The 12,913-nt window shown below is 60.6% G+C and carries 7 protein-coding genes; 5 read left to right on the forward strand and 2 right to left on the reverse strand.

Annotated features, from left to right (window positions below; all coding sequences use genetic code 11):
• Positions 1–45 precede the first annotated feature (45 nt).
• The 3 genes from EQG79_RS18935 (at position 46) to EQG79_RS18945 (ending at position 6,154) form a co-directional block, all read left to right on the forward strand.
• Positions 46–441 (forward strand): hypothetical protein, encoded by a 396-nt coding sequence (locus EQG79_RS18935; RefSeq protein ID WP_129603208.1) that lies wholly within the window; start codon positions 46–48, stop codon positions 439–441.
• 149 nt (positions 442–590) lie between these two features.
• A complete protein-coding gene (locus EQG79_RS18940; RefSeq protein ID WP_129603210.1) occupies positions 591–4,988 on the forward strand; it encodes a CusA/CzcA family heavy metal efflux RND transporter in 4,398 nt (1,465 codons plus the stop codon).
• A gap of 11 nt (positions 4,989–4,999) precedes the next feature.
• Positions 5,000–6,154, forward strand: coding sequence for an efflux RND transporter periplasmic adaptor subunit (locus EQG79_RS18945; protein WP_129603212.1), 1,155 nt, complete (start codon positions 5,000–5,002; stop codon positions 6,152–6,154).
• Between the two features lie 65 nt (positions 6,155–6,219).
• Here EQG79_RS18945 and EQG79_RS18950 read toward each other — a convergent pair whose 3' ends face one another.
• Complete coding sequence (locus EQG79_RS18950) at positions 6,220–9,180, reverse strand: FAD-binding and (Fe-S)-binding domain-containing protein (RefSeq protein ID WP_129603214.1); 2,961 nt, start codon at positions 9,178–9,180, stop codon at positions 6,220–6,222.
• Positions 9,181–9,409: 229 nt separating this feature from the next.
• Between EQG79_RS18950 and EQG79_RS18955 the strand changes: the two genes are divergently transcribed.
• Positions 9,410–9,607 carry a hypothetical protein gene (locus EQG79_RS18955; RefSeq protein WP_077919573.1) on the forward strand — a complete coding sequence of 66 codons (198 nt, stop codon included), beginning with the start codon at positions 9,410–9,412 and terminating at the stop codon, positions 9,605–9,607.
• A 59-nt stretch (positions 9,608–9,666) separates the two neighbouring features.
• Positions 9,667–9,828, forward strand: coding sequence for a hypothetical protein (locus tag EQG79_RS31065; RefSeq protein ID WP_161492704.1), 162 nt, complete (start codon positions 9,667–9,669; stop codon positions 9,826–9,828).
• Positions 9,829–9,844: 16 nt separating this feature from the next.
• Here the strand turns inward: EQG79_RS31065 and EQG79_RS18960 are convergent, their stop codons facing one another.
• Positions 9,845–12,880, reverse strand: a complete 3,036-nt coding sequence (locus tag EQG79_RS18960; RefSeq protein WP_129603216.1) for a lantibiotic dehydratase — start codon at positions 12,878–12,880, stop codon at positions 9,845–9,847.
• Positions 12,881–12,913: the final 33 nt, after the last annotated feature.

Here is a 12,913-nt window from a genome sequence, read left to right on the forward strand (position 1 = left end):
TTTGCTAAATTAGCCGTAAAATCAGCGAATAAAAAGCCGTTGTCTATGAAGCAGTTTTTGTCAGTTGGGCTGGCCCTCATGCTCTTTGTCGGGAGTTTACTGCCGCCAATGAGCGCCGAGCAGGCGGTTCGACTGCCCGAATTGCTTACCCATTATCATCAGCACGAACGGGAAGAAGGGCGACCGCTGACGTTCTGGTCGTTTCTGACCGAGCACTACCTGCCGGATTCGCAGCACTGCAAAGCGCCCAAACACAGCCACAACCGCCTGCCATCGTTCGATGGGGGCGCATCGGCCTACGATTTTGTACCCGTCGTTTTCCTGACCTGTAGCGAGCCGTTTGCGGTGGAACGGCTATCGATAGCGGTATTCCGGCTGCAGCTCATGAATGCCCGTCAGGCGTTTACATCGCTGCTACAGACCCCTCGCCACCAGGCCTGATCGACCTTGTCCTGCCTATTTGCTTTCGGTCGTTTCGATGCGGCCGGTCGTTGCTGTAGTGGTCGGTGCTGACCGATCGTTGTAGCCCCTGCATAAACGCACTACTCATTCATCAGGCCGCTCCATCGGCCTGTGTTCTTCCTGTATTCATGTTTGATGCTATCATCCGATTTAGTATTCGGAATAAACTTGTCATTGGCGCCTTCGTGCTGGCGCTCATGGGCTGGGGCGGCTACTCGGCCTGGAACCTGCCCATCGATGCCGTTCCCGATATAACCAACAACCAGGTCGTGGTTATCACCCAAACGCCCGCCCTGGCCGCTCAGGAAGCCGAGCGGTTTGTGACCACCCCGCTGGAACTGGCCATGGCTAACCTCCAGAACGTCGAAGAAATCCGGTCGGTGTCGAAGCTTGGCCTGTCGGTGCTGACGGTCGTGTTTACCGAAGATACCGACATGCTCAAAGCCCGGCAGCTGGTGTCGGAGCAGATGCAGAACGCGCTCAAAGACATTCCGGCCGATTATGGGCGGCCGTTTCTGGCACCGATTACTACGGGTCTGGGTGAAATCTATCAGTATACGCTGGTTCCGCAACGGGGCTACGAAGGCAAATATTCGCTGACGGAGCTGCGTAGTATTCAGGACTGGATCGTAAAGCGCCAGCTGGCGGGTATTCCGGGCGTGATCGAGATCAGCAGTTTCGGCGGCTTTCTGAAGCAGTACGAAGTGGCCGTTGACCCCGACCGGCTGCGGGCTGCGGGCATCACCCTCACCGAACTGGCCGACGCCATGGCCCGCAACAACGCCAACACGGGTGGGTCGTACATCGAACGCAACAGCCAGGCCTATTTTATCCGGGGCGAAGGGGCTGTCTCGTCGCTGAAAGATATAGAAAACATCATTGTCCGTACCAGTCACGATGGCCCCGGCGGCACATCGGTGCCGGTGCGGATCGGGAACGTAGCCACGGTTCGGTTCGGGCATGCGGTTCGGTTCGGGGCGCTGACCCGCAACGGCGACGGCGAGGCCGTGGGCGGTATCGTGCTGATGCTGAAAGGGGCCGACTCCGAAACGACGATCCGGGGCGTGAAAGAGCGCATCGGGCGTATCCAGGCGTCGTTGCCGGAAGGCGTCAAAATCGTGCCGTTCATTGACCGGACCAAGCTGATCGGCAAAACCATCACCACCGTTACCCGCAACCTGGTTGAAGGGGGGCTGATCGTGGTTACGGTGCTGCTGCTGCTGATGGGCAGCTGGCGGGCGGGGCTCATCGTGGCGTCGGTTATTCCGCTGGCCATGCTCTTCACGCTCGGCATGATGAAAACGCTGGGGCTGTCGGCCAACCTGATGAGCCTGGGTGCCATCGACTTCGGCCTGATCGTCGACGGGTCGATCATCATTGTCGAAGCCGTTCTTCACCACTTTTCCAGAATTGGATCAGCGAATGGGTCTTCGTCAATCGCTCAGTCGCTCAATCGCTCATTCACCCAGGCAGAAATGGACGAAGCGGTGTTCGAGTCGGCATCGGCAATCCGGCGGTCGGCTGCGTTTGGAGAAATTATTATCCTGATCGTATACCTGCCGATTCTGTCGCTGACGGGTATCGAGGGTAAGATGTTTCGCCCGATGGCCGAGACGGTGGGTTTCGCCATCCTGGCCGCGCTGGTGCTGTCGCTGACGTACGTACCTATGATGTCGGCCCTGCTGCTGCCCAAAACGCTCGACACCCGCCGTACCCTGTCGGACCGGCTGATGGACTGGCTCTACCGGCAGTATGAGCCCTTGGCCAGACTGGCTCTGCGCTGGCGGAAAACGACGGTAGCGGTGGCGCTCGCGATGCTGGCCGGGGTGGTGCTGCTGTTTGGGCGGCTGGGGGGCGAGTTCATTCCGCAGCTGGACGAAGGCGATATGGCCATCGACTTCCGGATGCCGTCGGGCACGTCGCTCTCGGCTACTATCGACGCGTCGCTGAAAGCGCAGAAAGCCCTCCGTACCCATTTTCATGAAGTAAAGCAGATTGTGGGCCGCATCGGTGCCTCCGAAATTCCGACCGACCCGATGCCCGTTGAACAGGTAGACCTGATGATTACGATGAAAGACCGGGCCGACTGGACCAACGCAACTGACCGCGACGATATGGCCGAAAAAATGGGCGCGGTGCTGGCCCAGGAAGTGCCGGGTGCCGGGGTTGAGTTTACCCAACCGATTCAGATGCGCTTCAACGAAATGATTACGGGCGTTAAGTCCGACATTGTCGTCAAAATCTTCGGCGACGATCTGCAAACGCTGTTCGAGCGGGCCAGCGCGGCCGGTCGGCTCATCGAAGCGGTGCCGGGCGTGGCCGGGCTGCGGGTCGAGCAGACGGTTGGTCTGCCGCAGATCAACGTGCAGTATGACCGCGCGCGGCTGGTGCAGTACGGATTGTCCGTGGCCGACGTGAACCGGCTGATCAAGGCCGGTTTTGCGGGCGAAATTACCGGGCCGGTCTACGAAGGCGAGCGTCGGTACGATATGGTGGTGCGGCTGGCCAGCACCAGCCGGCAGGGCCTGACCGACCTGAGCGGGTTGTACGTACCCCTGCCGCAGGGCGGAAGCGTTCCGTTGAGCGAGGTGGCTACGGTGAGCTACATTCAGGCCCCGGCACAGATCTCGCACGACGGTACCAAACGACGCATCACGATTGGGGTCAGTATCCGGGGCCGCGACGTAGAGAGCGTGGTCAACGACATCCGCAGCCAGATCGAACCCCGAATCAAACTCCCGCCCGGCTATTACTATACTTATGGCGGGGCGTTCGAAAACCTCGAAAAAGCCAAAGAACGGCTCAGTGTTGCCGTTCCCGTAGCGCTGTTCCTGATTTTTGTGCTGCTCTTCGCCACGTTCAACTCGCTGACGTATGCGCTGCTGATCTTCAGCTCCATTCCGCTGGCGGCTGTAGGGGGCGTGCTGGCGCTGTGGCTGCGCGATATGCCATTCAGTATTTCGGCGGGGGTTGGCTTCATTGCGCTGTTCGGGGTGGCCGTACTGAACGGAATCGTGCTGATCGGCTATCTGAACGAGCTCGAAAAGCAGGGGGACCAAAACGTCTACGACCGGATACTGCACGGACTGCGGGTCCGGTTCCGGCCGGTGATCATGACGGCGGCTGTAGCGTCGCTGGGATTTCTGCCGATGGCGCTGTCGACATCGGCCGGGGCGGAGGTGCAGAAGCCGCTGGCTACGGTCGTAATCGGTGGCCTGATTACCGCTACGCTGCTGACGCTGGTGGTGCTGCCGGTATTGTACAGCCTGGTTGCGGGTTGGACAAGAAAACGCCAGAATCCGTCGTCAGCGCCCTTACCCACCGCCCTGGGACTGCTGCTGCTGGGCCTGGCTACCTCGACCAGCGGCCAGACAACCCGGCTCAACCTGGGGCAGGCCGTAGAGACGGCCAGTCGGCAGAGTTTGCTGCTGCGCGGCAGTGCGCTCGAGGCCGAGAGCCAGCGGGCCCTGATCGGATCGGCCTTCGACCCGGCCAAAACCGGCGTTGAGGTTCAGGTCGGGCAAACCCAGGCTCAGCCAACCGACTATATTGTAGGGGTTACGCAGTCGTTCGCGCTGCCGTCGTTCTACCGGGCGCAGCGGCAGTTGTACCAGAGCACCGCCACGGCGGCCGAACGGCGGCTGGCCCTCCGGCGGCTGCAACTGGCCACGAGTGTGAAGCAGGCCTATTATCAGCTGCTGTTCGATAACCGGCTGGCCACCCTGTTGCGCCGACAGGACAGCCTGTTCCAGAATGCGGCCCGGGCGGCTGGCGTACGGTACAAAACCGGCGAAACCAACCGGCTCGAGCAGGTCTCGGCCGATACGCGCCTGCAGAGCGTGCGGCTGCGCCAGCTCACCCTCCGGGCCGATATAGAGGCCCACACCCGGGCCTTGCAGCTGCTGATCAACACGCCCGACCCGGTAATCATCGACACGACGATAGCCCTCCGGCGCGACCTGCCCGCCGGAACACCACTGGCTACGGCCGATGCCGGGCCGGTGGCCGATACCAACCCGGCGCTGGCGGTTCTGCAGCAGGAGCGGACCATCAGCCGCAACCAGACCTATCTGGAGCGGCAGCGGCTCAAGCCCGATCTGCTGGTTGGCTATTACAACCAGTCGATCAACCGGGAGCTGAGTTTCAACGTGCTGCAGGCCGGGGTGTCGTTTCCGCTGTTTGCGCAGGCCACCAAAGCCCGGATTGCAGCCGCCCGCATCAACGAACAACTGACCGACGCCAACTTTCAGTACGCGCAAACGCAGCTAACCGGCCAGCTGGCCATTCTGCAGCGCAATGCCGAAACGCTACGGGCCTCGCTCGCTTATTTCGACGAAGCCGCCCTGCCCCAGGCCCGGCTGATCCAGTCGACGGCGCTGCGGAGCTACCGCGCGGGCGAAATCGATTACGTTGAGTTTTTTCAGGCCATTCAGCAGGCGTTTGCCATCGAAGAGCAGTACCTCAGCGCCTTGTTTAATTATACCACCGTGGTGATCCAGGCTGAGCAGCTGCTGGGCATCGACTAACGACCATACCGATGAAATACATCCTGATTTTCTATACGACCCTGGCCCTGCTGGCCTGTAACACCCCGCAAAAAAACGACGAAAACGCGGCCGAAGAAACGCCGGCCGCCGGTCCCGCTGACCAGATTTCACTTACCCCCGGCCAGCTGAAGGCCATAGGGCTGCAGCTGGGATCGGCCAGCCAGACAACCGTAAACGACGAGGTGAAAACGACGGGAACTGTTGACGTGCCTCCGCAGTATATGGCGTCGATCAGTCCGTTGATTGGCGGGGTGATCAAGAGCGTAAACGTACTGCCCGGTCAGCGCGTCGGGAAAGGGGCTACCCTGGCTACCCTGCAAAGCCTCGACTATATTCAGATGCAGCAGGATTACCTGCAGGCGGTCAGTCAGTTAGCCTATCAGCAGGCCGAGCTGAAACGGCAGCAGACGCTGATCAGCGAAGATGTAGGCGCCCGCAAGCGACTCGAACAGGTCGAGGCCGACTACGGCAGCAACCGGGCGCTGGTCAGCTCGCTGGCGCTCAAGCTCCGCACGCTGGGTACGTCGGTCGAGTCGCTGCAGTCGGGGAAGTTGTCGCCGGTGATGCGGATAACGTCGCCGGTGGCGGGATACGTTACGGTGTCTGCCGTGCATCTGGGTCAGCAGGTAGCCACGGCCGATGTGTTGTTCCAGGTCATGGATCAGTCGCACAAGCACCTCGAACTGAGCGTTTACGAGGCCGATGCCTACAAGGTGAAGAACGGGCAGGTGATCGAGCTTACCGATCCGAAGCTGGGGTCGGGCACCCTCCGCGGCCGGGTGTATCTGGTCGGCAAGGCGTTCGAAGGCGAGGCCCGGACCATTACCGTACACGGCCATATCGATAATGAAGCGCAGGAAGCCCGGCTTATTCCCGGCATGTTCCTGAACGCCCGCATCCTGACGGGCGCGCGCCTGGCCACAACCCTGCCCGAAGAGGCCGTTGTCCGGAAAGGGCAGAACGGTTTCGTTTTCGTAGCCACCAGCGAAGCCCGCACTTACAAACGGATTCCGGTGCGGCTGGGCATCGCCGAGAACGGCCGTCTCGAAGTCATAACGCCGGCCGATCTCTCTAAGGTCGTGATCAAAGGAGCCTACCTGCTCGAAGCCGAGCTGATGAAAGGCGAAGGCGAAGAAGAGGAATAGGTTCTGGTGCTTATTGAGGAAGGTAGTGATGGCATGACCCGCAAGTCGTACCGCCACTACCTTTTTCATTTCAGCGCGTCGAAGAGGATTTCGGCGGGGTGCTGGGCGGTTCGGCCGGTGCCGTCGTGGATCTGGTGGCGGCAGGAGGTGCCCGGTGCGGCAATGATGACCTCGTCGGGTTGTTGCCGAACCGCCGGAAACAGCACCAGCTCCCCGATCTTCATCGATACCTCATAATGCTCGGCTTCGTAGCCAAACGAACCCGCCATGCCGCAGCAGCCCGACGGAATCAGCTGTACGGTGTAGTTTTTAGGTAGTGAGAGCGACTTCTTCCCCGGCACCAGCGACGATACGGCTTTCTGCTGGCAGTGGCCGTGGAGCTTGATGAGCCGGGTTTCGTCGGTGAACTGCTCGGGCCGGATGCGTCCCGCGTCGGACTCGCGCGCTATGAACTCCTCAAACGTCAGCGCGTGTTCGGCAATCCGCTTCGCATCGGCCACCAGCGACTCATCGACCAGGTCGGGGTATTCGTCGCGGAAGGTCAGGATGGCCGATGGTTCCAGCCCGACCAGGGGCGTTTCGGCGGTGATAAGCTGGCTCAGGGCGCGGATGTTCCGCTCGGCCAGGGTTTTGGCATATTTCAGCATGCCCTTCGACAGAGCCGCCCGGCCACTCTCGCCATGTTCGGGGATGATAAGCTCGTAGCCCAGCCGCCGGAACAGTTCGATGGCTTTCTTGCCGACTTCTACATCGTTGTAGTTCGTAAACTCGTCGCAGAAGAGATAAAGCCGGGGAGCTGCCCCCTCGGGTTTGGCAACGGGCTGGCGCCGGCTCCAGGCCCGCACGGTCGTTTTGCCCAGCAGCGGCATGGTCCGGTCGGGGTGAAAACCGACGATGCGGTTGGCAATACGCCGGAGAGCGGGCGTTCCCAGCACCCCGTTCCAGGCCCAGGGTATGTAGCTGGCCAGCCCCGCCAACCGGGTGAAGTTAGCAATCAGCCGCGACCGGATCGGTACGCCGTTGGTGTCGTAGTAATGCTGCAGAAACTCGGCCTTGAGCTTGGCCACGTCCACGTTGGACGGGCATTCGTTCTTGCAGCCTTTGCACGACAAACAGAGGTCGTATACCTGCTTGATTTCTTCGTGGTCGAATCGGTTGTCTTTCGGCGAGTGGGTCAGCATCTCGCGCAGGATGTTGGCCCGCGCCCGCGTCGTGTCTTTTTCGTTGCGGGTAGCCATGTAGCTGGGGCACATCGTTCCGCCCGACGATTGGGTTTTGCGGCAGTCGCCCGAGCCGTTGCACTGCTCGGCATGCTGCAGCACGTCCTGATTGTGGTAGCGGAAATAAGTCTGGAAGCGGGGTGTCTGCTGACCGGCTTCGTAGCGCAGAAACGTATCCATGGGGGGCGTTTCTACAATCTTGCCGGGGTTGAAGATGCCGTCGGGGTCCCAGGTATGCTTGATCTGCCGCATCAGCTCGTAGTTGTGCGGCCCAACCATTTGCGGGATAAACTCACCCCGGAGCCGCCCGTCGCCATGTTCGCCCGAGAGGGAGCCGTTGTATTTCTTGACGAGCGTGGCTATTTCTTCCGCAATGAGTCGGTACTGCCGGTGGCCTTCGGCAGTTTTCAGGTTGATAATCGGCCGTAGGTGTAGCTCACCCGACCCGGCATGGGCGTAGTGAACCGACGTCATGTTGTGTTTCCGCAGAATCTCGTTGAACTCACGGATGTAGTCGGGCAGGTCGCGCACGTCGACCGCCGTATCTTCAATGACCGCCACCGCTTTTTCGTCGCCGGGGAGGTTGCCCAGCAGGCCGAGACCGGCTTTGCGGAGCGTCCAGATCTTTTTGGTATCGTCGCCGAACAGGAGCGGGAAGTGGTAGCCCAGTCCGGCCGCCCGCATCTCGGCTTCCATCTGCGCGGCCAACTGCTCAATCTCGGCGCGCGTATCGCGGGAGAGGTCAACGACCAGAATGATGGGAAAATGGTTGGTCGGTGTTTTCTGCACGAAAAACGAGTTTTTTCGCTGCTCGGCGTTCTCATCGGCCCGTTCCAGAATAATATCGTCGATGAGTTCAACGGCGTAGGGACCGTAGTTCAGCGCCACCAGCGTAGCGCGCAGCGACTCATCGATGGAGTGGCAGTGAACGCAGACCAGACCGGTTTCTTTGGGCGGCAGCGGCACCAGGTTCAGCTTGATTTCGGTCAGGAAGCAAAGCGTCCCTTCGGAGCCGGCAATAAATTTGGCCAGGTTGAAAGGCGGCCCGGTCGGCGTAAATGGCTCCATCTCCAGCACCTCGTCGAGGGCGTAGCCAGTGTTGCGCCGTTCGATGGTGCGTTTGGGGAAGTTGCGCCGGATTTCGTCCTGGTTGGCCGGGTCGGAGAGGATGGCGCTGGTTTTAAGCAGGATCTTGTCGGCCAGGGTGGCAGACCCGTTTTTGCGGCTGGCTTCGCTGACCTGTTTGGTGAAGTCCCAGCCGCTCATGGGGCCAAACTCCGCTTCGGAACCGTCGGCCAGCAGTGCTTTTACCGACAGCGTATGGTTGCGCGTATCGCGATATACGACCGAGTTGGAGCCGCAGGAGTTGTTGCCAACCATACCGCCGATCATGGCCCGGTTGGCCGTTGAGGTTTCGGGGCCGAAATACAGGCCGTAGGGCTTCAGAAACCGGTTCAGCTCATCGCGCACGACGCCGGGCTGCACGCGTACCCAGCGCTCCTCGGCGTTTACTTCCAGAATCTGCGTAAAATGCTTCGAGACGTCGACCACGATACCGGCGCCAACGACCTGCCCCGCCAGCGACGTACCCGCCGTGCGCGGAATGAGCGACAGCTTGTGCTCCCGCGCGAAGGCAATGAGCGTTTTGAGGTCGTCGATCGTTTTAGGAACCGCCACGGCCGCCGGCATCTCGCGGTAGGCCGATGCGTCGGTGGCGTAGAGCGTCCGATGGGTGGTATCCGTAAAGAAATCGCCCGTCAGGCGGGCCTTCAGGTCATCGAACGGCTGATCAATTGTTGTGGGCATCGCAGGCAAATAGAAGCGGGAATCGGACGGTAAAGATAACGAAAAGAACCGCAACTGTGGCTGAAAAACAGGGATCCGGCCCGCTTCCCACCAGCCACCGGGCCGATTGGCGTATCGGGAAAAAGGACATTTGGGCAGGCAATCGGCGGGTTCGTGTAAAATCTTTTTTTTCGGCCGAATCCGGTAGCAACTTCAATCCATCGAAACGCAAACGAAACCACAAACGGCCATGACCACGTACCTCTACAACCTGAACACGCTGAACTCGGGTACCGCACAATTCAACGCCTGGGCTGCACCTGGCGGTTACTGCAAATCTGTTCGGTCGGGCTCGGCCGATGCCGACGACCTGCTGGTCAACGAGCAATGGAATTCGTTCGATGGTTCGCCGGGGCTGAACCGCAGCACCCGCTCCATCGGGTTCTAGCCCGACCGGCCACCTGCCTTGCTTTTCCTATCCGTTCTATACGCTAATTACCAAAAGTCATGAAACTAACGAACCTGTCCGGCTCCGACTGGATGAATTTCGACGATGTTGATTCGAACGACGACGCGCTGTTCGCCGTGACGCAGAACGACCTGGATGCTATAGAAGAGCAGATCCGGTTAATGGAAACGAGTCCGCGTATGCCCCATTCGGGGAACTAGGCCCGTGCCGAAGCGCCTATCGGTTTCGCTTCAGCAGGGAGGTGTATTCTTTGGTCAGCAGATGATACACCAGAAATTCGTGCCGCCGGTTTTCGGTCGGAAAAATCCGATTTAGCAGCATGTGCAGCATGGGAAACAGCAGCTCTTCGAGCTGCTGGTCATTGCATACCGTTGTTCGCAGCTGCGACACCAGCCGCTGACTGCGCTGGTTATACGGGCTTATGTCTACGGGCGGCACAAACGCTGTCAGCGCGTCGTGTATCAAGGGCCGGTAGAGCCGGTAGTGCTGGTCAAGCTGAACGAGTAAGGCCTTGTCGGCCCGGAACTCGCGGCTGAACGCATCCCGGAAGGCCGTTAGCAGCCGCGTCCGTTCGGCAAGAGGAATCTGCCACTGGTCGAGCAGACGATCCGTCAGGCCACAGGCATAATAAAGCCGTCGGCTGTCGTCGTGCTGGCTGATGTCCTGCAATACGGGCAGCAGCAGCTCACTCTCCTGACAAAACCATTCTTCACAATACAGAATTCGCCCGGCACCGTATCGTTCCACCTCCCGGTGGTAGGTGTCGACCTGTATGCGGTAAACGGACCCCTCGGCCGTCAGCTGCTGCAGCCAGCCCGTTACATCTGTCAGCAGGGCCGATGCCTGACCGGGCTCGCTCTGGAACCGCAGGCGCAGGTGGGGTTCAGGCTGGTTATACCGCACAAAGAACCACTGCCGCAGCAATCCGCTCGTCCGCAGTCCGTCAATGAGCCACGGAAGCTGATCAGTCAGCAGCTGCTCGGCGGTTTGTTCGCCCGTAATAATCTTCAGATAAAGCCACTCACTGCCGGGCGGAAAACTGCGCCGGAGGGTAGTGGTATTTTGCGCTGGTTCGTAGGCCAGACGTTCGGGCCGGGGAAAGGTCATCGGCAGAATCAGCTCGCTAACCCGCTCGTGGCCGACCTCACCCGCCCAGCAGGTCTGCTCCGACAGCAGCCACTCTTTGAGCTGAAGCTGACCCCGTTTCCGCAGTTCTTCGGTCAGCAGCGCGCAGCTCAGCCCACAGTTCAGATCGAGCGGTAGTTCGTTATCGGCTTCGGCCAGCACTACGTAGCGGGGTACCCGGTAGCTGGCCCGCCAGCTGGCAATCCAGTCAGATTTTGTCAACGGCCAGTCGGCACTGCTCAGCCGCCAGGACGCCCGGCTCAGAATAACGTTTTTGTAGCGTACCTGCGGCAACTGCGGCAGCGACGCCAGCGGCCCCCAGTCCCAACCCACATTCAGCCGGCCTTCCTGCATCTGCAAATCACACAGAAACCGGTAATGGGCCAGTCCCTGCGAGTAGTTATGCGCCGTTGACAGGCGCGGAATAACCCGTTTGCCCAACCGCCGGGACCGGATCACGAGCTGCTGTCCTTTCGGTGCCGACACCCACAGATCGTCGAGTGGCAGCTGTTGCTCGTCGGGTACGCTGCCGGCGGTCAGGATCGGAATCTCGTAGTCGCGGAGTACGGGTCGGCAAAGCACGTTGGCGGTTCGGGCGCCGGGCAGGTGTACAATCTCGGCCCAGAGCGCGTCGGGGTCGCTTTGTTCTTCCTGCCGCAGTCCGGCCCGTAGCGCCTGCTCCAGATCAGCATCCAGATGCGCCATACGCCCCAGCAGATTCCCTGCCGACGGTCCGCCACTGGCCGCCAGGTGGAACAGCCAGTCGCCGGCGTCGATGGCTTCGGCCGAACGGGCCAGTAAATACCCGATCCAGTAGCCGCTGGAAGGCAGGGCGGGGGCGGGTTGGCCCTCGGTCATACTGTCTATATCGGCGTCGGTCAGCACTAGTACGGGCTTTTCCTGCCGCATGGCACTGGTATAGAGCCGGAGCATGGTCTGGTGGAGGGGGCTGAAGGCCATATCCTGCGCCTGGGCCACGGGCCAGGTGAGGCCTTCCAGCAGGGCCGACGATACGTTACTGCCGCCATAGCCGATGCCTGCGTCGGGGTCCAGCGCCAGCAGCAGCGGCACCTCCTGTTCTTCATACCGTTCGTAGAATCGCTGCCGGAACTCGGTCAGAAAAGTGTTGGTGGGTGGGCGCTGGAAGGGCAGAACCCGGCGGAGGGTGTCGAGCAGAGCCGTCTGGAAGGCCGTACTGAGGGTATTCTGTAGCGTTGGGAAGTAGCTGTCTCCCTGAACCATGTGGGCGTCGGCTGGCCCCAGCAGTGGTTCGAGCGTTTTTTCGAGCGCGATGCAGTCGGCTGCGCGGGCGTGGCAGAGATTGGCCTGTACCGACCGCAATACGGCCAGTGTAGGTTTCTGCCCCGGCAACCCGGCCAGGCGGTCGATGAGCCGGCCCAGGGCATCGGGGCCGGTCAGGGTTGGTTCAAACTCCGAGAGTAGTAGCTGGTTATCAATCAGGTGGGTCAGGAAATTGATAGCTTCCTGCTCCGAAATTCCCTCGCGCGTGAGTACGGCGGTCAGGTCGGCCTGGGTAGCACCGGTCCGGGCGGCCATCAGCACCCGTTGCAGGTAGTGGGAGTTGTCGGTAATGCTGAGCACATAGCCATCCCGTACGGACGCGTCGCGGGTGGCTTCTACGTAGCGCAGGTCTGGTCCAACGGGGTAGGTGGTGGTGTTGGCCCGGTAGCGCACAAACGGCTTCACCTCGTCTGCCTGGCTGACGCGTTGCAGCAGGCGGGCCAGCGTATGGGCGTCGAGCCGGGTGTGGGTTCGGATGGGTTGCTGCCCGTCGAAACGAACGCCTGTCTGGGATCCCCACGTTCCGATCGATATGCCCGAGAACAGGCCGAAGGGCGTGGCTCGGGTGGCCATACGGATCATGTATTTGTACAACGTTTTGAGCAGCTTCTCCGACGGGTCGAGCGTACCGGCCAGCCAGCTCTGGCACTGTCGGTACACCTCCGGCGACGCGTAATAGAGCGCATCCTGCAACAGTGGCTCGCGGTACAGGGCCGCCAGGCTCTCCGTCAGCGGAACCCCCTGCTGTAGCTGCTGCTGTACGGAAAAGTAGGTTTGAATAGCGAGTAAAGGTCGACGTAGTACATAGAAAGGGAGGCAGTTCATAAGGCTAACTGGATAGGTAACGCACAACAGGAA

Source organism: Spirosoma sordidisoli (assembly GCF_004138325.1).
GTDB classification, from domain to species: Bacteria; Bacteroidota; Bacteroidia; order Cytophagales; family Spirosomataceae; genus Spirosoma; species Spirosoma sordidisoli.